Origin of the sequence: Paenibacillus sp. BIHB 4019, from assembly GCF_002741035.1 — a bacterium.
GTDB lineage: Bacteria > Bacillota > Bacilli > Paenibacillales > Paenibacillaceae > Pristimantibacillus.
Genome location: NZ_CP016808.1, coordinates 6581517 through 6604520, shown reverse-complemented (window position 1 = coordinate 6604520; position 23004 = coordinate 6581517). Strand labels below are relative to the sequence as shown.

Genomic DNA, 23004 nt, shown 5'->3' with positions numbered 1-23004 from the left:
CCGCTACAATAAACACTATTTGCTGAAACGACATTTTCATGCCGTATCGATGCGAGGGGAGCTGGACCAAGTTCCGGCCGATCGTCCTTTGCTGCTCATTATGAATCACAGCTGCTGGTGGGACGGGCTGCTCGTCTACCATATGATTCGGAGCGAGTCGCAGCGGCGCCATTATATGATGATGGATGAGCGGCAGATGAAGCGATATGCTTTTTTTCGCCGCATTGGCGCTTTTTCGGTCAATAAGGAAAATTTGCGGGAGATGGCGGCCTCGCTGCGTTATGCGGCAGGGCTCCTGCGCAGCGGCGGGGCGGTCTGGCTGTTTCCGCAAGGCGATATTTTTCATTTGGAAAGCCGTCCGCTGCAATTTCAGACGGGAATCGGCTATTTGCTGGAGCGCTGCCCGGACGCTGCTGTGCTGCCAGTCAGCTTGTATTATACGATGGGGCTGCATCAGAAGGCGTCTGCGACCTTCTCTATTGGCAGCAGGATCGAGGACGACTGGCGCGCTTTGGGGCGCAAGGAAGCGGCCATGCTGCTCGAACGCAAGCTGGAGGAGCAGCTGGACGAGCACCGGTTGGCCGTTATTGCCGGTGCAGACGGCGAGCGGGATGGCTTCCGGCCGCTGCTGGCAACCGGACGCTCGGTCAATGAGACGTTCGACCAGATGAAGGGGAGGGCGGCGAGATGGAAATCTTTTTTTGGACGATAGCGGCCATTCTGGTGCTGCAGCTGCTGTTCGTGCTCTGGAATTTGCGCCAGCTGCCGCAGCTTGGCGGCACAGGGGCAGGCAGGCTTTGGCTTGATGGAGCCGATGGGGCAGCACTTGATTCGCCGCCAAGGCTGTCTGTGCTCATTCCGGCGCGCAATGAAGCGGAGCGAATTGCGGCCTGCGTGCAGGCCGTGCTGGCAGCGGAGCCCTCGCCGCTGCTTGAGGTGCTTGTGCTGGATGATCAGTCCGCCGACGGCACGGCTGACGTGGCGATGCTGGCCGCGCAAGGAGATGCGCGGCTGCGCGTACTGCGGGGAGCGGACTTGCCAGACGGCTGGCTGGGCAAGTCGCATGCTTGCCAGCAGCTGGCGCAGGAGGCGCGCGGCGAATGGCTGCTGTTTCTGGACGCGGATGCGACGCTGCGGCCAGGAGCGCTGGCTGCCGCGCTGGACACGGCGCTGCGTCAAGGGAAGGGGCTGATAACGGGCTTCCCCCATCAGCAGACGGGCTCTTGGCTGGAGCGGCTCATCGTGCCGCTCATGAACTTCACCATCGCCTGCCATTTGCCGATCCGGCTGGTACGCCGCTCTGCCGACGCCAAATTCGTGGCGGCGCATGGCGCTTTTCTGCTGATCCATGCCGGCAGCTATGCGGCGATTGGCGGACACCAGAGCTTCAAATCCAAGCTGCTCGATGACATGGAGCTGGCGCGAGCGGTGAAGCGGGCGGGCCTGCCGATGACGCTCGCCGACGTATCGCAGCAGGTGAGCATGCGCATGTATACGGATGCAGCAGGTGTATGGAACGGCTACAAGAAAAATATTTTTGCCGGGACAGGTCGCCAAATAGGCCTGCTCGCGGCACTTGGTTTATTTTATGCGCTCGTTTATTTGCTGCCGCCTGTTATGTTCATCGCAGCTTTGCTTGCTTATGCAGCTTTTCCGGCGGGGGAGCTGGCAAACACGCTTGCCGCCTGTTTGCTTCCGGCGGCGATAGGCTGGCTGCTCGCCATCATCATTAAAGGAGCAATTGATCATCGCGGACGCTTGCCGTTATGGCATGCTTTGTTGCTGCCGGCTGGCATTGTTATGCTTATGGGCATTGCGGCGGCATCGTGGCGTGCGGCTGCTAGCGGAGAAGGATACATATGGAAAGGCAGGCGTTACCTATGAAGCGGGTTGTCATCATTGGCGGCGGCATCGGCGGCTTATCCGCAGCAGCGCGCCTTGCGCATGCAGGTTATGCGGTCACCGTGCTGGAGCAGCAGGAGAAAGTAGGAGGCAAGCTCCAGCGCATTCAGCTGGGGGAATACCGCTTCGACCGGGGACCAAGCACGATTACGATGACGCATGCTTTTCGTAAAGTGTTTGCTTCTGTAGGCCGCGACATCGAGGACTATATCGATTTTTATCGGCTGGAGCATGGGACGCGCAATTGCTTTGCAGATGGCTCGGTCGTGGATTTATCCGCTGATCCGGCTGAGATGGAGGAGCAAATTGCCCGTTACAGCCCGGAGGATGCCCGGCGGTATCGGGCGTTTATGAACGAGGCCGCGGCGTTGTATGGGCAGGCGGAGCGTCATTTTATGAACAAAATGCTGGTTTCCTGGAAAGATAAGCTAAGTCCTGCGCTAGCTGCGGCATTCATCCGCATTCGCCCGCTGACAAAGCTGTCCGTGCTGCTGCGCCGCTATTTTAGCCATCCCAACACACTGGCCTTGTTTGGACGTTATGCGACCTATGTCGGATCTGCGCCTGATCGGGCGCCAGCAATCTTCGCGATGCTGCCGCATGTCGAGACAGAGCTTGGCGTTTTTGGTGTTCGAGGCGGCACCTACAGCATCGTTGAAGGGCTGCGCCAGCTTGCGGAGGAAATGGGGGCGGAAATACGCACCTCGTTGCGTGTGCAGCGGATTGCTGCAAAAGGCGGCGGCGTAAGCGGAGTAGAGACGGAATGCGGTTTTGTGCCAGCCGATCTGGTGCTCGCGAACGGAGATGTGCTGTCCGTATGCCGCGATTTGCTCGGCGAGCAGCTGCGGCCTGCCATGACGAATCGCCATATTTCAACTTACGAGCCTTCTCTGTCCGGCTTTGTCATTCTTGCAGGCATTCGCAGACGTTACGATAAGCTGCGGCATCATACTGTATTTTATCCGGAAAGGTATGGGGAGGAATTTTCGGCGATTTTCGCGCGCCGCGAGGCTCCTGCCGATCCTGCGATTTATGTATGCTGCTCCGCCTATTCGGAACAGGAACTGGCGCCGGAAGGGGGCAGCAACCTGTTTATTTTGGCGAATGCCCCGTATACGTCGGGCGCTTGGAGCTGGGAGAGGGAGGCGGAGCGCTATCAGGGCCGTCTATTGAAGCAGCTGGCTGCCTATGGCTTGGAGGGACTGGACCGGGAAGCGGAGCAGCTTGCTTCGTATACACCGGAGGATTTGGAGCGGGATACGTCGGCATTTCGCGGCGCGATCTATGGCATTTCCTCGAACTCAGCAAAGCAGACATTTTTGCGGCCGTCCAATCGTGCGGATTTGCGCGGACTATGGTTTGCGGGCGGAACGACCCATCCCGGCGGGGGAACGCCGATGGTTGCTCTGTCGGGGCTGCTCACCGCAGAGGCGATGATTCGGCAGCATCATTCATGAATCTATTGGGCAAAAGAAAAGCCGCGCTTAGCGGGGGCAGCAAAACTTCCAGCTAAGCGCGGCTTTTCTTAAATGAAAAAAATAAAAAACCCTTCTAAGTTAGAGGGCCTGCTTGAAACAACTTATGAAATATCGGGACGACACGATTTGAACATGCGACCCCCTGGTCCCAAACCAGGTGCTCTACCAAGCTGAGCTACGTCCCGGGAAAAAAATGGTGCCGTCGAGAGGACTTGAACCCCCAACCTACTGATTACAAGTCAGTTGCTCTACCAATTGAGCTACAACGGCGCGGTTATGTATCGGACACAAGATGTATTATGCCACAGAACTTTAGGAGGATGCAATACCTTTTTTAAATTTTTTTGAAAAAAATTCGGGCAGCGGTCAAATGCCCGAATTGGCCTATTTTTTAACTTTAAAATGAACGACTGCGCTGTACAGCATTTTCCCGCGATCGGGATGAAACACGGCATGATGACTAATCGCATGAACTTGTAATAGCAGTGCTTTATTCGCTTCAATTTGCTGGTCAATGTGCTTTTCCAGCGTTCGTAAGTCAAAAGCCTCAAAAAATTCGATTTTATCCTCAATTAAATCCAGTCGAAAATCCATCTTGTCCCCCCTAAAATCTCTTTAATAGCTAGCATTCGCTAATATTATAACGTTGTTAGGCACTAGTTTCAAAGTATCATGTCAGATAATCTCGCTTTTTATAATTTACAAAAAGGTTTTCCTAAATTATACTTTAAAAGTGTCGAAATAAATAGAAAATTACATACTGAAAAAGGCAAACTTATTGAAAAATAAGGGCGCAAAGTTATGGGCCTAAGGTATTGAACTATGGCAGCCAAACCACCGGTACAGGACTATAGGCTGATTCAGCTGTTCAATTCGTGGCGGTGATTGGATAGCTTTTGTTTTTTCAGTGTAATAGGAGAGATGGAGAGAAAATGATGATTAACCGATTGAGAGAGGCAAAATGGTTAAAATGGACATCAAGGATTTCTGATTTCTTGAAGAAACAAAAGGTTACAACGAAGCTGTTGTTTATCACTTCATTAATCACCTTGTTCAACGTCGTCGCTGGCGGGTGGATTTTTATGCAAAATGCTTCGGTTAGAAGTGCAGTGAAAGCTTCCAATGAGCTTCAGGAGGCCAAAAAAGAATATCAAGGGATATCGGATTCGATGCTGCGCACGCTGCTTTCGATGATTGATGCCGTAGAAAACGGCAGCACCGGCGACGATGGAATCAACTTGGCACTTAAGTCGATGCCCGAGCGGGTAGAAAAATTGAAGGTTACACTAGCGTACCTGGATGAAAAATATCCTCATGGGGATAACGGCACCGCCTATTCGAACCAAGGCAATGTGTTTGGCCTTGCACTGGAGCAGCTTAATAAAGAAAACGGCAATCACAGCCTGCTCACCATTGAAGACCGCTCCGCCAAGGTCAAACAGCTTGTCAGTACATATACGATTGTTCTTAGCTTTGCGAATGAAACAGTAGAAAATTGGCTGGAAGTAGATACGGTCGCTACACAGGAGACATTAAATAAAAGTATCGCAGCTGCAAATACGATCATTATCATCAATATTGTTTTGCTGGCAGTACTGCCGTTCCTCATGTCGTATTCATTAAGCCGGAACGTAAAAAAAGGCATCGTTGGTTTAACGAAGCGTATTGCCGCGTATCAGAATAACGATTTCACCTATGATGAGAAGCTGGATCGCCAAGATGAATTTGGTCAAATTGACCGCTCGCTGGCGCAAATGGGTAGTGCGCTTCGTGACACCCTTCGTTCGACTATGGATGTAAGCACGGTTGTTCTGCAAGCCTCGCGCAATATGGGCGATATGATTGTTCGCAATCAGAACGCTTCCGAGCAGGTGAAGGAGGAGATCGGAAACGGCAAAACGATTTTGATGACCCAGTATGATGATGCAACTTCGATCTCGGCCGTAACGGAGCAAATATCGGCAAGCTCGCAGCAAATTGCGGCTTCAACCGAATATATTAATCGCGATATGAAAGAAATGAGAGAGTCATCGCGCACTGGCTCCACCGATATGAAGGGCGTTGTGCAGATGGTGAATCAGACGGTGCAGCAATTTGCCCGTGTTACCGAGTCCTTCGACCGAATCAATGAACGCTACAATAATGTAACGAAGTTTTTGGGCGGCATTCAGGATTTGAACACACAGACGAATTTATTGTCGCTGAATGCTTCGATTGAATCGGCGCGTGCAGGCGAGCATGGCAGAGGCTTTGCTGTAGTAGCGGAGGAAATTCGCAAGCTGTCGAGCCAGACGGATATCATTTCCAAAGATATTACGAAGGAGCTTAAGCTTATTCAGAACGATTTTGCAGACAGCAGCCAAAGCTTGAGCAGCTTCTCGGAAGTGATTGAAACGACGAAGCAGGCATCGGTGACAGCTAGCGAAATGTTTAATGGTCTGGAAAACCAAAGCAGCGTATTGTCCGAGCAAATGGGCGAAATTTCGGTCGGCATTGATGAAATTACAAAAGGCATTACCGATATTGTTGGCTCAGTTGACAAGCTGCTGCAAACCTCCTCCGAGGTAAATGGCAAAATGGAGCAGATGAGCGGTATGTCCGAAGATCAGTTCGAGGTATCGATCCAGCTTCAAGAGCTGGCTGAGAAACTGCAGGGTTCTTCCACTAATTTGCGCGAAAAAGCGGCTGTATTCAAGGTGTAAGCTAGCCTTTAGAGCGGCTTGGAAAAGGGAATAGCAACAATGGCATAGCTGCTTTCAGCGCCCGTGGGCGATTGGAGGCAGCCTTTTTTTATCCAGCTCTTTACAACAACAGAATGTTAGTGTACTATTTAAATATGACACTAACACATTAACACGGAGGTGACTTATGCCGATTGAATTTGACAACAACCAGCCGATCTACATCCAGATCATGAACTATATTAAACAGCAAATTATTAGCGGGAAGCTTAATCCCGGCGATAAAATCGATTCGGTGCGCGAGCTTGCAGTGGAGCTGCAAATCAATCCGAATACGATCCAGCGTACTTTTCAGGAGCTGGAGCGTGAAGGCATCGTCGAAACAAGACGGGGACTTGGAAGATATGTAACGAGCGAGGAGGCGGCGATAGTGAGCATTAAGAAAGAAATGGCAGCTGACTTGCTCGGACGTTTCATTCAGGGGATGCGCGATTTGGGCTTTAAGAAGGATGACATTGTAGCGATTGTTACGGAAGCGGTTAGCAAGGAAGAGCACAAATAGGCGGGGGGAGAATAAACGAATGAAGAAGATTGTTGAACTGCAAGGCGTAACGAAAACTTACGGATCGAGAAAAGCGCTGCATAATATTAATTTAAACCTGGAAGCTGGCAAAATAATAGGTCTGCTAGGCAGCAATGGCAGCGGCAAGAGTACACTCATGAAGCTGGCGGCAGGACTCATTCAGCCAACCTCAGGAAGCGTTCGAATTTGCGGAGAGCCGATTGGCATCGGGACGAAGGCCGTTACGTCCTTTATGCCGGATCAGCCGGTAACCGAGTCGTGGATGCGGGTGAAGGATGCCCTTCGTTTTTTCAGTGACTTTTATAAGGACTTCGATCAGGAGAAAGCGGGAAGCATGCTCGATTTTTTGAAGCTGGATCGCAATGATCGCATTAGTTCCTTATCCAAAGGGATGAATGAGCGGCTGCAGCTCACGCTGGCGATGTCGCGCCAAGCTAAGCTTTATTTGCTCGATGAGCCGATAGGCGGTGTTGATCCCGTCGCGCGGGGCAAAATTTTGGACGCCATCGTTAAGTTTTATAATGAAGACAGCTGCGTGCTTATCTCGACGCATTTAATTACCGACATTGAACGGGTTTTCGATGAAGTCATTTTTATTCAAAACGGTGAAGTTTCACTGCGTCAGGATGTGGAGAGCATACGCTCCAAGCATGGCAAAAGTGTAGATGAACTATTCAGGGAGGTATTTTCAGAATGATAAACTTATTGAAATATGACTGGAAACGCAATGCGAATTTAATTATGGGCTCGGCTGCTGCGCTTATTATTTTGGAGGGAGCACTTTCCTTTTTTAGTGCAGCTCGCAATTGGCAGCCTGCATTGTCGCTTACATTAATGTTCATGGGTTATTTATTCGTTGCCCTCATGTTGATCATATTTTCCTCAAAGACGTACTCCCACAACCTCAAATCGTACGGTCGCCGCTTATTGCCGCTGGCCACGTGGAAAACAATCGCTTCGCCGCTTCTGCTGCAATTCGTATTATCGGCTGCGCTGAGTGGGCTCGTGCTGCTTCATGTCGGGCTGTTTAAATGGCTGTCTCCAAGCGCCTCGCTGGATGCAGTGGGTCCGCCTAATTTCGAGACGGGCGTCCTGTTTTTTATTTTAATATTTTGGATGCTCCTATTTTTGATGCTGATGGTCTATTTTTCGATAACAGTAGGGCATCTATTTAATAAAAAGCTTTTTCCATGGGTGGCAATAGCGGTGTTCGTTCTGATGCAATTTGTCATTAGCTATGCGGAAAAATTTTTGTTTAACGATGATTTATTCGGCACGATGGCCTCAGAGCCTAGCTCTTCAAGCTTGTCTTTCTTTATGTCTCCAACAGGCGATATTTCGATTGGAAACTGGGGCGTTATGGCGTTTGAAATCGCGATCGGTGCTATTCTTGTGAGCATTATGCTGTACTTGCTGAACAAAAAGCTGGATGCTTAGAGGAAGGTGCGGCGAAGCCTGCTAGCCAAAGGTTGACAAACCTGCCAATAGCGCGTGACAATGTTCGTGTATAACTTTGAAGATAGAAGGGACAACGAACTCATGACGCTAATGGAAAAATTCAAGCTGGCTGCCGCAGGCTATGACGCCTCCGCCGTCCAGTCCATCGTAATTGAACCGCTGCTTATTGAACGTGGAGCCACTCAGCAGGTCGCACCTTATTTGGTACAAAAGGGCTATCGCAACGTTTTAATCGTGTCCGACAGCATCACATATGAAATAGCTGGAAAACAATTGGAAGCGGCAATTGCTGCGCAAGATATTGCGGTTAAGGCAACGCTCATTAAGCCTAACCAACAGGGAGACGTCATTGCGGACGAAGTATCCATAGTGCAGCTGCTGCTTGATATTCAGCATTACGCTGCGGAAGTAGTCATAGCGGCTGGCTCTGGCACGCTTCATGATATTACGCGTTATGCTGCTTATACGGCGGGCATACCGTTTGTATCCGTGCCGACCGCTCCGTCCGTAGACGGCTTCAATTCCAAGGGAGCACCGATTATTATTCGGGGTGAAAAGATTACGATCGCCGCGATTGGCCCAGACGCGATTTTTGCCGATCTCGATGTGCTGACGCAGGCTCCTGTCGCCATGGTCGCCGCTGGCTTTGGCGATATGCTTGGCAAATATACGTCCCTGTTCGATTGGTCCTACGGCTCGCTTGCGGGAGAGGAAGCTTATTCGGATATCGTAGCGACGATTACGCGTGATGCTTTAATGCAGTGTGTGGAAAATGTAGAGCTGATTGCCTCGCGCAGCGAAGAGGGCATTCGCGCGCTGATCAGCGCTTTGATCGAATCGGGCCTTGCGATGCTGCTGTTCGGGCAATCCCATTCGGCTTCGGGCGCAGAGCATCATTTGTCCCATTACTGGGAAATGGAATATATTCGCCTCGGCAACCGCCAGCTGCTGCATGGAGCGAAGGTTGGCGTCGCATGTGCGGAAATTTCGGGGCTGTATCATCGCTTGGCGGATGGGCAGGTGCCTGCCATTAGCGGAACAGAGCATGCGGAACGCATCAGCCAGCTGATCGCAGAAATTCCGAATGAGGACACCATTCGCGGCTGGCTGAAGCAAGTTGGTGGGCCATCGACCACGGATGAGCTAGGTGTGAGCGACGAGCTGCTGGCCCGCAGCTTGAGTGAGGCGCATTTAGTGCGGCCTAATCGTTACACGCTGCTGAGAGCGTATAACGAAGGGGCGGGAAAGTAATATTTTTATAGATAGAGAATAGAGTTGGGTCGTGGTGCGAATGTGAAGCTCCCATAAGAAGCCTAGGAGATTCGCACCTCGAAATTTGTTGAATCATACATAAAATGAGTAAATTCTTTAAAAGTTAATCATTTTCTGCTGACGTTATAATATTATTTTCGTGTGATTTAGATAAATGAATGCCGTAATGGCACTTATTTATCTATTTTTCGCCTTCGTACTCTGTGTGGGTGCGTGGATTGAAACCAATCTTTGATAAAGTCCAACATTTGAAATTGTTGTGGAACTCTATATGAGTGTGTGGAAGGAAACAAGGGGAAGGCAGAAGTTGATGCGGCAGACCGAGGCCGTACTTTAAAAGAGCACTATTTTGAAGAGTAGGGAGTCTACGAACTAAGTGCAGTTCCATATTTAAGAACGCAAGAAGCCTTGGAATATAAGGCTTTTTTTTGTTTTTGTAACACGACTAGCAGCCGAAATTTGCATCTCAAATAGATGACACTTTCTTATTAAATTAATAGCTAGCTGGAGGGGGGATTTTGGGCAATAAGCCACACTGGTTTCGAATGATGGCGCTTTGTTGGGGCGTTGGAGCTATTGCATGGTTTGTTATACCAGGGAGAGTATGCAAACGATAATGGAGTGTTAGAAACTTGGCGGACACAGAAACCGCTATTTAACCGGATAACGGTTAATTGAGAATTAGGCGGACACAGGAGCCGCTAATGCTCCGCCACTCGCCATTTTGACGCGATTATGAGGGCAATAGCGGTTCTCCTGTCCGCTTACGGGCTGAAATCGTATAAAAGGCTAAAACAGCGGAACCTCAGTCCTTAGAAAAAGGAAACAGTTCCCATGTGCTTCGTCTGAGACATAATCGATTCCTTCTGTCCCAGCCTAGCCGGACGTATTCGCCGCTCACTTCATAACCATCAGCAACAAATGAATCGCCGCAATCATTCCCATTGGATAAATAAAGGATCGGGAGAACGTGTTTTTGAAGCCATTGCGGGGATGCTTTTCAAAAAAGAGATGTAGAATGGCATGGATAATAAAAAATATATCCAGCACCCAAAACGTAACCGTCTGATAATCGCTGAAAAGCAGAGCGAGTATAACCGTATACATCGGAAGATGGATAAAGGTGAACACCTTATAGGCTTTCGAATCCTCCATATCCTTAAGAAAGATAAACAATCTCCATTCAGAATGGCGGATCGCATCCATTTCGTGCAACAGAAATAAACATAAATTGAACAAAAATAGCACAAGTAAAAAATCCGGCATAGGCAGCCCCCTACAATTTGATAACAGTACGGTATTCCAGATACTACAGCTTTATTTTATGTAAAAAATAAAAATTCCGCCTTCCATATACGTATAAATGACGACAACGTTGCAAAATAACCATTTTGAGGTATGTACAATCATTAGCGGAACTCCTAATCTCATGAATAGGCGGGCAGTCCTATGCCATTCGCCGCACATATTTTCTCAGAGGGTTGACGCTTTCCGCGCTCCGCTATATGGTTAGAGCAGAGCATTAAAGAGAGTATATAGAGAGAAGAGGGCTGCGGCGTGCTATTTGTCCTAATTGCCTTATGGGGAATCGCTTCTATTTTGATGCTGTCCGACCCACGCTCGGTTGTGAGCAGGCGGCTCAGCGGGGTACCTTTTACGGGCGGAGCCGGCGCGATGTCGGTCGTGCTGGATGAGCGAATTATTCCTTATGTGAGCCAGCATTATATGAACGAAACGGCAGATCAGCTGCTGTATATGCTGCAAGCATTTTGTTCGCTGCTGTCCTACTACGGTTTGCCATACACCTTCCTATTGTTTGCGCTGGCTTATCGCCCTATCGACCGACTGCAGCCTTATGAGCGTATTTTGCCGCTGCTGCTGTTTATTCCGATTGCGGCCTGCCTGCTGTTTACACCGGGTTATAATGAAACGTATCCGATTACATTTTCGGTAGTCGTCTGGTGGGCAATGCCTTATGTAGCGGTCGGAGCGGTTAATATTTTACTTAAAAATCCAGGCTATTTGGCCCAGGCGAGACGCCACTGGATCGTATGCACATCTGTGCTGACACCGGTGCTGTTTAGCGCCACGATGAATTATGTATTGCCAAGCCTCGGTTTCCTGCGGATGTGGGTGTACAATACATGGTTCGTAGGCATAGGAGCACTCGTATTTGTCATAGGCTTGTTCACCTACGGCTTTCTTGGGGTACGTGTATTTATCGACCGTCGCCGCCTTGATTCGACATTGCGGGCAGTTACATCGGGTACAGCTATTCTCAACCATGCGATCAAAAATGATGTCGGCAAAATGCGGCTCTTCGGCGAGAAGATGCGCGCATACGCGGCATCCACGAACCAGGAGGAGCTGCTTGCCGATGCGGAGACCGTGCTGCGGACGACGCGGCACATCCAGGAAATGATTGGCCGTGTCCATCACGGCACCGAGGATTTGGCGCTTAAGCCTACGCGGGAAGACCTTGGCGAGCTGCTGCTCATGACGCTTGAGCCGTATAAGCTGATCGCTGAAGGCGTTCGTTTCTCAAGCAGCCTGCCGGAGGGCTGGAGCTGTATGATTGATCGTGCGCAAGTTACCGAGGCACTTGGCAACTTAATCTCAAACGCCATTGAAGCAATGGACGGCAAAGGCACGCTGAGCCTTATAATGAAAGAGACGAAACGGGATATAATGATCGAGGTGCGCGATACGGGGCCGGGTATGGATCGTACGCAGACAGCCAAAGCGTTTGAGCCTTTTTATACGACCAAACGCGGGGGCAGTACAAACTTCGGGCTTGGACTGCCGTATGCGTATCATGTGATGCGCAAGCATGGCGGCTCTTTGCATATTCAGAGCAGGCTGGGAGCAGGCACGCTCGTATCGATGATATTCAAGAAAAAGGCGATTCAGGCGCAGTATACTGCGGGAGCAAGCCCGAATTACGAGCACAAAACGGCAGAGGGATAAAGAGAATTAGAAACAGAAATAGATACAGAAATAGAAAGAGACAGAGATATAAAGAGAGATAAGGCTGAGAGAAGGGGAACATGCCGATGGATAACATACAAGTGTGGATCGTAGAGGACGACAAGGACTGGCTGCGCGGACTGAAAGCTTTTTTGGCAGCCCAGCCGAACATTGAAGTCGTATTTACCTCGGATAATCCGCAGGAAGTGCGGGAAGCGCTTGCTGGAGAGCGCCAAGCGCCAGATGTTGTACTCATGGATATTATGCTCGGTGACGAGCCGGCGGGCATTGAGCTGGCGGAGGCGACGGCGATGTCGACGGGCGCGAGGGTCATTATGCTGACGTCGATGGAGGAGAAGGAGCTGATTTTGCAAGCTTTTCAGGTGGGAGCGATCGATTACCAGATCAAATCCGACTTTGAAGCGCTGCCAGCGGCGATTGCGGCGGCGGCGAAGCGCCAGTCCCCGATCAGCGCGGCGGCGGCGGAGCAGATGCGCGAGGAATTCCGCAGGCTGAAGCAGCTGGAACGGGATTTTGAAGTGAAGAAGGTTCGCGATCTGATTACGCCTGCGGAGCTGCAATTGCTGGAGCTTGTCGATCAAGGCTATTCGCAGTCGCAGATGGCCGATAAGCTGTTCGTTTCCATTCGAACGGTCAAAAACCACATTAACCATATACTCAAGAAGCTGCAGCTGGGCGGTTCGAAAGAGGCTGCGCAGCAGGTGAAAGCACTTGGCCTATTAGAAAAAGAAAATAAGGATGGAAATGGTACCACGTAAATTTGGTACTATTTTTTTTGCCCTATTTTTCTAAAATAGAACTAAGACCAAGTCATAAAAATGCAGCTAAACGGAGGTACAACCAATGAATATATGGATTCGCAAACAATGGACTTTGCTGCTCGGCGTGTTATTTGTCCTGTCAGCATTCATCACTTTGTTCAAATATACGGTGGAGCAGGGCTGGGTAACGAATGCGATGAAAATCGGGCTGGGACTGCTGAGCGGTGCAGGCTTTGCCGCAGCAGGGTTTTCGCTGATTAAGCGGGAAAAATGGCCGCTCGTCGGCGAGCTTTTAATCGGACTAGGCGCCTGCCTGCTATATACGACGGCCGCTTTTGCCGGTGTCTATTATGAAATGTGGGACTCGATGACGGTGCTGCTGGGCATGACGGCTGTTACTGCGGCGCTTACGGTTTATGCTTACCGCTTTGAATCGCGTCTGCTCATAAACATTGCTTTGACGGGCGGCCTGCTGTCGCCGCTGCTGATGCGTCCGGAAACGGATCAAGTATTTACTTTATTTTTGTATATGCTCGTGCTCAATTCCGCTTTTTTCTGGCTCAGCACGGTGAAGAGCTGGAATGAGCTCAGACTGACATCGTTTATCGGAAGCTGGATCATGTATATCGTCTACTTTTTTACCTTCGATCCCGTGGTGGAGGGTGTATGGAATTTGCCGCTGCGCTACGCGCTTGCTGCATTCCTATTTTATCAGATCGGCTTCCTGCTTGCCTCGCGGGCCAATAAACAAAGCTTTGACGGGATGAACATGTATGCGGGTCTGTCCAATGGCGTTATTTTTGGCTTCTGGTCGCTGCTGCTCATTCATGGTGAATTGCATTATGCTTATCCGCTGGCGTTTATCGGCTTTGTGCTGCTGCTTGCCAGCTGGTTTATCCACTATCATGTGAAGCGCATGGAGCCGGCTTCGGCTACGTATGGTTCTGCTGGTGTGCTGCTGATGCTGCTTGCGCTTAATCAGGTCGGCAGCGGTCTCGCGGTCAAACCGATCTTCAATGTATTTCTATGGTCGGCGGTGGCCGCGCTGCTTGTCTTAGTGGGCAAAAGATTTCGCTGGCAAGCTTTGAATCTGGCCTCGCTCATTATATGGTTTACGACGGTATGTTATTGGTACGTCATTACATGGTTTACACCGCGCGGCGAATGGTTCGGCGTCTTCATTCCGTTTCTGAACTGGGGGGCAATGGCGTGGCTGGCGCTCGCCGCATTGGGCTTCTATTATTCGACGAGGCAGAAGTTTGCGTCACTGGGCGATGCAGGCAATCGCGTGATGGGGAATATGTATGCGTTGTGCTCGCATCTAATCATTGGCGGCTTGTTGACCGTCCAAATGATTCGGTTGTTTCAGGAGCATCTTTACGATCTTCCAAGCTTCTATGTGCAGCTCAGCCTGTCGGCTTCATGGGGCGTATATGCTTTGCTGCTCGTATTGTGGGGCGTTAATCGCGGGCAATCGGTGTTCCGCTGGTTCGGTTTCTCGGTTTTGGGACTGACGGCGATTAAAGCGATTTTCTTCGACCTGAACGGCCAGGAAAGCTTATACAAGGTGCTGGTGCTGCTATTGCTCGGAGGAATCTCCTTCCTCATCGCTTGGATCAATGGCAAATGGAATAAAGTGAGAGAGCTTGGCGAGCAGTCTTGGGAGCAGCATGGTACAGATACGGATATGAAGAAAGATAAGGTGTAAATTTCGGCTAATGAAAGAGGAACAATTGGGGAATGAATAAAGCGGTGCGAAAGGCTTATTTTGATAAAAAGCCAGCGGAAAAGCTTGACAAAATGAGAAGTAATATATTATTGTTACTTACGTAAAGTAATTAATATTACTTTGGTGTGCATCTAATCAAGCATTGAACTAAACCATTTAACTGGAGGTATTTGATTATGTCACAAAGCTTTTTGGAATCTGTGCAAGCCAGACGTACTTACTACGGAATTAGCAAAGAATCCGTTGTTTCTGATGAGAAAATCGTAGAATTGGTTAACGAAGCCGTTAAGCATTCACCTTCATCCTTTAACTCTCAAAGTGCTAGAGCAGTTGTCCTGCTCGGCGAAAATCATGATAAATTGTGGAGCATTGTGCTCGAAGCACTTCGCGCAATCGTTCCTGCTGATCAATTCGCTTCGACAGAAGGCAGAATTGCTTCTTTCAATAATGGCTACGGCACGATTTTGTTCTTCGAGGATCACAATGTGGTTGCAGGCTTGCAGCAGCAATTCCCTTCGTATGCCGACAACTTCCCGCTTTGGTCGCACCAATCCTCGGGCATGCTGCAATTTGTAGTATGGAATCTGCTGGAAGAGGCAGGCTTCGGCGCTTCCCTGCAGCATTACAACCCGCTTATCGACGAAAAAGTAAAAGCGACATTTGGCCTGCCAGAATCATGGGGCCTGATTGCCCAAATGCCTTTCGGCAAGCCGACAGCAGAGCCAGGCGAAAAAACATTCCAGCCGCTTGAAGAACGCGTTAAAGTATTCAAATAAGCTTTAATATAGTACGGATAAGCAATAAATCGTTTAAATAGAACCGACCAACCTTCGAAGCAGCTTCGGAGGTTGTTTTTTTGTGTTGTTTTTTACTCCTCGAACCGAATAAACTTCCGTATTTTACGATTTGCTGGCGAATAGGGGTAAAAACATGTACAATAAAAACCGATACATCATTATAGAGCTTTTTTAGACCAGCAGAGCCAAGCGATTTGGTTCAAGGAGGAAATTATGAGTATCGATCCGCGCATTATGAAGCAAATGATCAAGACGCAGCTTGCTCCTAATCTTGACTTTAAGACAGTAGCGAACCCGCTAGGCACGAATAAGGACAAAAGTGTAACTTCGTTGTTCGACATGCTGCTGTCCCAATATATGCATGAAGCTTCGAACGGCTCAAGTGAAGGCACGGATGTATCCGCTCAAGCGTCCGAGGCGCTGGCGCAGCTTGCCAGCTTGAATAACGCTTATCAGGCTGAGGGCGAGACGTTTGCAGCTGGCTCCACCGACTATGATGCGATGATTGCCCAGGCTGCAGCCCAATATGGCGTAGATCCCGCCTTGATCCGCGGCGTCATTCGCACAGAGTCCGGCTTCCAGCCAGATGTCGTTTCCGGCGCAGGAGCCAAAGGGCTCATGCAGCTGATGGACGGCACGGCACGCGGCCTTGGCGTGACAGATTCGTTAAATCCGCAGCAAAATATCGATGGCGGAACCCGTTATTTATCCTTTCTGCTTCGCAAGTACAATGGCAATGAGCAAGTAGCTCTAGCCGCGTACAATGCCGGTCCGGGCCGTATCGACCGCCTCGGTATTACGACAGACAGCGAGCTGATGGCGAATTTGGACAAGCTTCCTGAGGAAACGCAGCGCTATATTGTGAAAGTACAAGCAGCGCGTTATTAAGGAACTGCGAGGAAATTAGAACCGCTTTTGTTGGCAACATCTCCACGGTTTTGGGAGTTTTGTCAACAAATTAGCGGTACTTTATTCCGTCGCAGGCTGTAAAAGCACTTCTTTTAGATCACGAATGGCAACTAAGCTTGCCGTCGCTGATCTTTTTATTTTTTCTAGTAGGAAAGGAACGTTTGGCTCATGTTATATTTCGATCATTGCGCATCTTCGCCGCCTTACGAGGAGGTTATTGATACGCTGGCTGAGGTGATGAAGGCGCATTATGCGAATCCATCATCGATTCACCATGCCGGCGCAGATGCAGATAAGCTCATTTCCCGCTCGCGTTCGCTGCTTGGCGAGCTGTTCGCTGTGAAGGCTGAGGAGTGGCTGTTCACCTCTGGCGGCACGGAGAGCAACAATCTCGCGATTAAAGGAGCGGCAAAGCAGTACCAAAGCCGGGGAAAGCATCTGATTACGACCCAAATGGAGCATGCCTCCGTCTACGATACGTTTAAGCAGCTCGAGCAGGAAGGCTACGAGGTTACTTATTTGCCCGTTGACGAGAAGGGGCAGGTAGTGCTGGAAGCGCTGCGATTGGCTTTGCGGGACGACACCATTCTCGTCAGCATTATGCATGTGAATAATGAAGTTGGCAGCGTGCAGCCGCTCGCAGATATTGGCAAGCTGCTTCAAGGGTACCCGCGCACGCTGCTGCATGTGGACGCCGTGCAAAGCATCGGCAAGCTGCCGATTGATGTGCAAGGCTGGGGCATTGATCTGCTTAGCGGCTCTGCGCATAAGCTGCGCGGGCCTAAAGGGATCGGCTATTTGTACGTCCGAGAGGGCGTAACCTTGACGCCGCTGCTTACCGGCGGCTCGCAGGAGCATGGCATGCGGGCAGGAACGCAAAATGTGCCCGGCATCGTGGCATCGGCCAAGGCGCTGCGCATGGCGATGCAGTCGGCACCGGAGCGGCGCGAGCGGATGTATCGCCTGCGCCAGCAATTGACGGATTTCATTGAGGCTGCGCCGGAGCTGGTATTGAATGGCGGGGCGCCGGAAAGCATGGCGCCGCATATTGTCCATTTTTCCTATCCAGGCATGAAGCCGGAGGTTGTCGTTCATATGCTGGAGCAGCATGGCATTATCGCTTCTACGAAGTCGGCTTGCTCCTCGCGCGACAATAAGCCAAGCCGGGTGCTGCTTGCAATGGGACTGGGGCAGGAACGGGCAGCCAGCGGCGTGAGAATTAGTCTGGGCGACGAGCATACGGAGCAGCATATTTTGCAGCTGTGCGAAATGCTGCGCCTTACAATAAGCAAGCTTAAGCCGCTTGAAAGGAGCGCAAGGTAAAGTGATGTATGATAAAATTATTATTCGCTACGGTGATCTGGCAATGAAGGGACGCAATCGCGGAATGTTTGAGAAGCGGATGCTCCAGCAGCTTCAGTTGCGATTGAAGGATTTTTCCGCGCTGACGTATTCAAAAATGTTCGGTCGGCTTTATATTAATTTGAATGGGGAAAATTACTCGCTTATCGCTGAGAAGGTCAAGGACGTTTTCGGTATTTCTACCTTTAGTCCCGTCGTAAGCGTTCAACCGGAGCTGGAGGAAATTCGGGCGGCAGCGCTTGCGCTAATGAAGGCGATCCCGCAGGAGCCCGCTACCTTTAAAGTGAGCGCAAAGCGCGCATGGAAGAAGTTCCCGCATACGTCGCAGGAGATGAATCATTTGGTTGGGGCCCACGTCCTGCGTGCGATGGACAACTTAAAGGTTGATGTGCGAAGGCCCGAGGTGGAGCTGAAGGTCGATATTCAGGAGGAAGCGGCTTATATTTTCAACGAGGTTGTTGACGGCCCCGGCGGCTTCCCGTTCGGCACGAATGGCAAGGCGATGCTGCTGTTGTCTGGCGGCATTGACAGTCCAGTAGCGGGATGGATGGCGATGCGCAAAGGGCTGGAGCTGGAAGCGGTCCATTTCCACAGCTACCCGTTTACGAGCGAGAAGGCGAAGGAGAAAGTGATCGAGCTTGCGAGAAGGTTATCCTATTACAGCGGCGCTCCGCTGAGGCTGCATCTGGTGCCTTTTACGGAAGTTCAGACGACGCTTGCCCAGTCGGGACAGGACCCGCTTATTATTACGCTGATGCGCCGGGCGATGCTTCGCATTACGGAGAGCCTTGCCGAGAAGAACGGAGCTCATGGAATCGTGACGGGCGAAAGCCTGGGCCAGGTAGCGAGCCAAACGCTCGTCAGCATGGATGTCATTGGACGTGCGACTGTGCTGCCGCTGCTGAAGCCGCTTGTTATGATGGATAAACAGGAAATTATTAATGAAGCGGAGCGTTTGGGCACGTTTGCGACGTCGATTTTGCCATATGAGGATTGCTGTACGCTGTTTTTGCCGAAATCCCCAAGCATTAAACCGAATTTGCGGTTTGTAGAAAAGGTGGAAGGCTACCTGAATCAGCAAAAAAATCTGGAGCAGCTGTTGGATGAGGCCGTTCAGCAAACAGAGGTGCTGCTGCTGACGCCGGAAGATCCTGAGCCGGAAGCAAGTGCCGGTGAAGACCGCTGGTTCTAAAAAGCAACGATTAACGGCTTGCTGTAAGCCGCTTTAAGACATAGGCCGACTTGCCATGTGAAATGGTGGGCGGCCTTTTTTTTTCGTAAAAGTGAAGAGAGGGCAGTACCCTGCACTATCCTTTCCGGCATATTCGCCCCAGCTTGGACATACAGGTGGTAGTATAGGGGGCGAGTACTATGGACAGCTTTTTCATATTTATACAAATCATTCTGATTAATCTTCTGCTAAGCGGCGATAATGCTATTGTAATCGCAATGGCGAGCAAGCATCTGCCGGAGCATCAGCGCAAACGGGCGATCTGGTGGGGGACAACGGCTGCTGTTGTCCTGCGCTGCGTGCTGACGCTGGCGGCAATTTCCTTGCTTCAGACGCCGTTCTTGCAGGCGATTGGCGCCGTGCTGCTGTTTTATATTGCTGTCAAATTGCTGGCCGATGCGGGCGAGTCCGGCGGAGGAGGCGCGGCCTCTCATAAGGTGAAGCGGGCAACATCGCTGCCTGCTGCGATATGGACGATTGTGACGGCTGATTTTGTAATGAGCCTGGATAATGTGCTGGCGATAGCCGCTGTGGCCAAAGGGCAGACGCTGCTGCTGCTGCTCGGCATTGCACTAAGCATTCCGATGATTATTTGGGGCAGCCAAATCCTGACGAAGCTGTTGCAAAAATTCCCTTCACTTATATATATTGGAGCGGGCTTGCTCGGCTTTGCGGCGGGCGGCATGCTTGTCCATGACCCGGGCATGCATCGTCTGCTGTTCAGCAGTTCAGCAACCGCAATTGAAGCGATTCCGCTGCTCAGCATCCCGTTCGTCATTATTATCGGCATCCTGATGCGCCGATCGGCGCTGGCCTAAGCTTCCATCCCTGTCGATAGGCAGCAATGAAGCGTGCTAGAATCAGGCTTCGAGCGGCTAATAGAAGCGGTTTGCTAATTTTTTTTTCATGTTGCACTTGTTGCACTGGTATTTTTACTTCACTTCCTTTAAACTAGTAAAGATAAAAACTGTCGTCTTTCGTCAGGATATGCGTAAGGCGTTGTAAGGAGCGGAAGCGCGGATGCCTAACAACAAATATTCCGCTGGAATTATTGTGCTGCTGGCTGGTATCGTAATATTGCTTGGCAAACTGGGTGTGTTCAGCTTTTTGGGATCCAATTTTTGGCCGCTTCTCGTTCTTATTCCGGGAATTCTGCTGCATGTGCTGTATTTCGGCAGGTTGTTTCCGGCAGTTGTGCTTATTCCAGGAGGCATGCTGATCGTTTATTCGATTTTGTTCGTGCTTTGTATCATGTTCGGATGGGATACGCTCAAATATGTTTGGCCGCTGTTTATAACGGGTGTAGCGGTTGGGCTGTACGAGTACCACTTGTTCGGCGCATCCCGCGAACGCGTTTTTTTTAACGCCTCCGCCATTCTCGCTGTTACATCGGCTGTACTGCTGATTTTGGCGCTCGTTTGGAGCTGGGGGATATATGCGATTGCTATTATCCTGATTGCGGCCGGAGCATGGATGATGATGGGGAAACGATCCCGCTGGTAGACGGCAAGCAATCGGTTAGGATTATACAAAATTAGACAAATGGAGTGGATTATTAGTTATGCAAGCAAGAGAGAACATTCGGAACATCGCGATTATCGCGCACGTTGACCACGGCAAAACAACATTGGTTGACAAACTGCTTCAGCAATCAGGAACTTTCCGTGAGAACGAAGCGGTTCAGGAGCGTGCGATGGATTCCAACGATCTAGAGCGTGAGCGCGGCATTACCATTTTGGCGAAAAACACTGCGATTACGTACAAGGATTATTTGATCAACATCGTTGATACACCAGGACATGCTGACTTTGGCGGCGAGGTTGAACGTATTATGAAAATGGTTGACGGCGTATTGCTCGTCGTTGATGCTTTCGAAGGCTGCATGCCGCAAACGAAATTCGTATTGCGCAAAGCATTGGAATCGAACCTGAAGCCAATCGTAGTATTGAACAAAATTGACCGTCCTAATGCTCGTCCATCAGAAGTTGTGGATGAGGTGCTTGACCTGTTCATCGAGCTGGGTGCAAGTGATGAGCAACTGGAGTTTAATGTCGTTTATGCTTCCGCATTGATGGGTACTTCCAGCCTTGACCCTGACAAACAAGATGAGAACATGGAAGCGATGTATGAAACGATCATCAACCATATTCCTTCGCCAACAGAAAATGTAGAGGAGCCGCTGCAATATTTGGTGACGCTGCTTGACTATAATGAATACTTGGGTCGTATTGCGGTTGGCCGTGTAAACCGTGGTATCGTTCGCCAAGGACAAACCGTTGCCGTTATGACGCGTGATGGCGGCAAGAAGCAGGCTAGAATCGAGAAGCTGTTCGGCTTCCAAGGTCTGAAACGGATTGAAATCGAAGAAGCAGGCGCTGGCGACATTGTAGCGATTGCAGGTATTAAAGATATTAACATCGGCGAGACGATTGCTGATCCAGCAAATCCGGAAGCATTGCCGGTTCTGAAAATTGACGAGCCGACGCTGCAAATGACGTTCCTTGTCAACAACAGTCCTTTTGCTGGCCGCGAAGGCAAATGGGTTACTTCCCGTAAACTCCGTGAGCGTCTGTTCAAAGAGCTTGAGACGGATGTTGCTTTGCGCGTAGATGAAACCGATAGCCCGGATGCTTTTATCGTATCGGGACGCGGTGAGCTTCACTTGACGATTCTGATTGAGAACATGCGTCGTGAAGGCTTTGAGCTGCAAGTATCGAAACCGGAAGTAATCGTTAAGGAAATTGACGGCGTGAAGCAAGAGCCTTACGAGGGTCTGATCATTGACGTGCCGGAAGAAAGCATGGGCGCGGTTATGGAGAGCCTTGGCTCCCGTAAAGCTGAAATGGTCAACATGGTGAACAACGGCACAGGCCAAGTTCGCTTGGAGTTCATTATCCCAGCTCGCGGCTTGATCGGCTACCGTACTTCTTTCCTTACGCTTACACGCGGCTACGGCATTATGAACCATGCGTTTGACAGCTATGGTCCGCTTGCTGGTGCTGGCGTTGGTGGACGTCACCAAGGCGTGCTGGTCGCTACTGAGAACGGCGTAACGACTTTCTACGGCATGATGGGCGTGGAGGATCGTGGTATTCAGTTCCTGGAGCCAGGTACAGAAATTTACGAAGGCATGATCGTTGGCGAGCATACGCGTGACAACGACATCGTCGTTAACATTTGTAAAGAAAAGCAATTGACGAATATTCGTTCCGCTGGTAAAGATGATACGGTTAAGCTTAAAACACCTCGTCTGTTCTCCCTGGAGAGCGCGCTTGAGTATTTGAACGATGACGAATATTGCGAAATTACGCCGAAGACGATTCGCCTTCGCAAAAAGATCTTGAACAAAAGCGAGCGCGAGCGTGCAGAAAAACAACGCAAAACATCACAAGCTGGCGTTTAAGGCGCTAGCCGCCTGATTGGAGGTTTAACGGCATGCAGCAATGGTTTAGTGATCATTGGGTCGTTTCTTATTTGCTCATTTTAGGATTCACGATCTATATTTTCAATACCGTGTTTCGGGCGAATAATGCGAAGCTGCCAATTCTAAAGGAAGTACTGGTTTACATTTTGATCGTATTCGGTTCTTTCGTACTTTGGATTTTACAGGTGGATTCGCTGCCGATTATTCAATGTATGGGAATTGCTGTATTAATGATGCTTATGCTTCGCGGTCGCCAGCTGTATGACAAGCTGCAAAGTAAACGGGCAGGCAAGCACGCTGTAAAGGAATCAGACTCCGGAAGTAACGGCATATGAGACGTTAGCGTGTTCTTAAGATCGGATCTGCCTTCTGCAGCAGCGATATCCGCGAGAATTCGTGGGTATCGCTGCTTCTTTGCGTAAATGAGGA

Annotated in this window: 21 protein-coding genes, 2 tRNA genes and 1 riboswitch; of the genes, 19 read left to right on the top strand and 4 right to left on the bottom strand. The window is 50.2% G+C overall.

What is annotated here, in order from left to right:
• The first annotated feature begins 19 nt into the window (after positions 1–19).
• From BBD42_RS28725 to BBD42_RS28715, 3 genes are read left to right on the top strand one after another with little or no spacing between them, the layout of a single operon-like run.
• A complete protein-coding gene (locus BBD42_RS28725; protein WP_099520938.1) occupies positions 20–712 on the top strand; it encodes a lysophospholipid acyltransferase family protein in 693 nt (230 codons plus the stop codon).
• Positions 688–1884 (top strand): glycosyltransferase family 2 protein, encoded by a 1197-nt coding sequence (locus tag BBD42_RS28720; protein ID WP_099520937.1) that lies wholly within the window; start codon positions 688–690, stop codon positions 1882–1884. Before BBD42_RS28725 ends, BBD42_RS28720 begins: the two co-directional genes overlap by 25 nt.
• Positions 1881–3359 (top strand): phytoene desaturase family protein, encoded by a 1479-nt coding sequence (locus BBD42_RS28715; protein WP_099520936.1) that lies wholly within the window; start codon positions 1881–1883, stop codon positions 3357–3359. The genes BBD42_RS28720 and BBD42_RS28715 overlap by 4 nt, the downstream gene beginning before the upstream one ends.
• Before the next feature lie 132 nt (positions 3360–3491).
• On the opposite strand, the gene BBD42_RS28710 is transcribed toward BBD42_RS28715, so the two are convergent.
• The 3 genes from BBD42_RS28710 to BBD42_RS28700 form a co-directional block, all read right to left on the bottom strand.
• Positions 3492–3565: transfer RNA gene (locus BBD42_RS28710), tRNA-Pro, on the bottom strand.
• Positions 3566–3574: 9 nt separating this feature from the next.
• Positions 3575–3650: transfer RNA gene (locus BBD42_RS28705), tRNA-Thr, on the bottom strand.
• A gap of 114 nt (positions 3651–3764) precedes the next feature.
• Positions 3765–3974 carry a YrzA family protein gene (locus BBD42_RS28700; RefSeq protein ID WP_056041703.1) on the bottom strand — a complete coding sequence of 70 codons (210 nt, stop codon included), beginning with the start codon at positions 3972–3974 and terminating at the stop codon, positions 3765–3767.
• A gap of 164 nt (positions 3975–4138) precedes the next feature.
• A riboswitch (cyclic di-GMP riboswitch) is annotated at positions 4139–4222 on the top strand.
• A 153-nt stretch (positions 4223–4375) separates the two neighbouring features.
• Between BBD42_RS28700 and BBD42_RS28695 the strand changes: the two genes are divergently transcribed.
• The 5 genes from BBD42_RS28695 to BBD42_RS28675 all read left to right on the top strand — a co-directional run bounded on the left by BBD42_RS28695 (position 4376) and on the right by BBD42_RS28675 (position 9353).
• Positions 4376–6082 carry a methyl-accepting chemotaxis protein gene (locus tag BBD42_RS28695; protein ID WP_172455663.1) on the top strand — a complete coding sequence of 569 codons (1707 nt, stop codon included), beginning with the start codon at positions 4376–4378 and terminating at the stop codon, positions 6080–6082.
• A 166-nt stretch (positions 6083–6248) separates the two neighbouring features.
• Positions 6249–6623 (top strand): GntR family transcriptional regulator, encoded by a 375-nt coding sequence (locus tag BBD42_RS28690; protein ID WP_099520934.1) that lies wholly within the window; start codon positions 6249–6251, stop codon positions 6621–6623.
• Positions 6624–6642: 19 nt separating this feature from the next.
• The gene (locus BBD42_RS28685) at positions 6643–7341 is read left to right on the top strand and encodes an ABC transporter ATP-binding protein (RefSeq protein ID WP_099520933.1); all 699 of its coding nucleotides are present in this window, start codon (positions 6643–6645) and stop codon (positions 7339–7341) included.
• Entirely contained in the window at positions 7338–8081 is a 744-nt protein-coding gene (locus tag BBD42_RS28680) for a hypothetical protein (RefSeq protein WP_099520932.1), read from the top strand. The genes BBD42_RS28685 and BBD42_RS28680 overlap by 4 nt, the downstream gene beginning before the upstream one ends.
• A gap of 102 nt (positions 8082–8183) precedes the next feature.
• Positions 8184–9353: a sn-glycerol-1-phosphate dehydrogenase gene (locus BBD42_RS28675; RefSeq protein WP_099520931.1), complete on the top strand. Its 1170-nt coding sequence runs from the start codon at positions 8184–8186 to the stop codon at positions 9351–9353.
• A 918-nt stretch (positions 9354–10271) separates the two neighbouring features.
• On the opposite strand, the gene BBD42_RS28670 is transcribed toward BBD42_RS28675, so the two are convergent.
• Entirely contained in the window at positions 10272–10640 is a 369-nt protein-coding gene (locus BBD42_RS28670; RefSeq protein ID WP_099520930.1) for a DUF6713 family protein, read from the bottom strand.
• A gap of 291 nt (positions 10641–10931) precedes the next feature.
• Between BBD42_RS28670 and BBD42_RS28665 the strand changes: the two genes are divergently transcribed.
• The 11 genes from BBD42_RS28665 to BBD42_RS28615 all read left to right on the top strand — a co-directional run bounded on the left by BBD42_RS28665 (position 10932) and on the right by BBD42_RS28615 (position 22910).
• A complete protein-coding gene (locus tag BBD42_RS28665) occupies positions 10932–12341 on the top strand; it encodes a sensor histidine kinase (protein ID WP_099520929.1) in 1410 nt (469 codons plus the stop codon).
• An 86-nt stretch (positions 12342–12427) separates the two neighbouring features.
• Entirely contained in the window at positions 12428–13120 is a 693-nt protein-coding gene (locus tag BBD42_RS28660) for a response regulator transcription factor (RefSeq protein ID WP_099520928.1), read from the top strand.
• A gap of 85 nt (positions 13121–13205) precedes the next feature.
• Complete coding sequence (locus BBD42_RS28655; protein WP_099520927.1) at positions 13206–14831, top strand: DUF2339 domain-containing protein; 1626 nt, start codon at positions 13206–13208, stop codon at positions 14829–14831.
• 197 nt (positions 14832–15028) lie between these two features.
• A complete protein-coding gene (locus tag BBD42_RS28650; protein ID WP_099520926.1) occupies positions 15029–15628 on the top strand; it encodes a nitroreductase family protein in 600 nt (199 codons plus the stop codon).
• A 234-nt stretch (positions 15629–15862) separates the two neighbouring features.
• Positions 15863–16537, top strand: coding sequence for a lytic transglycosylase domain-containing protein (locus BBD42_RS28645; RefSeq protein ID WP_056041684.1), 675 nt, complete (start codon positions 15863–15865; stop codon positions 16535–16537).
• Positions 16538–16726: 189 nt separating this feature from the next.
• Positions 16727–17881, top strand: coding sequence for a cysteine desulfurase family protein (locus tag BBD42_RS28640; protein WP_099520925.1), 1155 nt, complete (start codon positions 16727–16729; stop codon positions 17879–17881).
• 1 nt (position 17882) lies between these two features.
• Complete coding sequence (thiI, locus tag BBD42_RS28635) at positions 17883–19112, top strand: tRNA uracil 4-sulfurtransferase ThiI (RefSeq protein ID WP_099520924.1); 1230 nt, start codon at positions 17883–17885, stop codon at positions 19110–19112.
• Positions 19113–19291: 179 nt separating this feature from the next.
• A complete protein-coding gene (locus tag BBD42_RS28630; RefSeq protein ID WP_099520923.1) occupies positions 19292–19969 on the top strand; it encodes a TerC family protein in 678 nt (225 codons plus the stop codon).
• Positions 19970–20171: 202 nt separating this feature from the next.
• Positions 20172–20654 (top strand): hypothetical protein, encoded by a 483-nt coding sequence (locus BBD42_RS28625; RefSeq protein WP_099520922.1) that lies wholly within the window; start codon positions 20172–20174, stop codon positions 20652–20654.
• A 58-nt stretch (positions 20655–20712) separates the two neighbouring features.
• A complete protein-coding gene (gene typA / locus BBD42_RS28620; RefSeq protein WP_099520921.1) occupies positions 20713–22554 on the top strand; it encodes a translational GTPase TypA in 1842 nt (613 codons plus the stop codon).
• Positions 22555–22586: 32 nt separating this feature from the next.
• Positions 22587–22910: a YlaH-like family protein gene (locus tag BBD42_RS28615; RefSeq protein ID WP_056041674.1), complete on the top strand. Its 324-nt coding sequence runs from the start codon at positions 22587–22589 to the stop codon at positions 22908–22910.
• Positions 22911–23004: the final 94 nt, after the last annotated feature.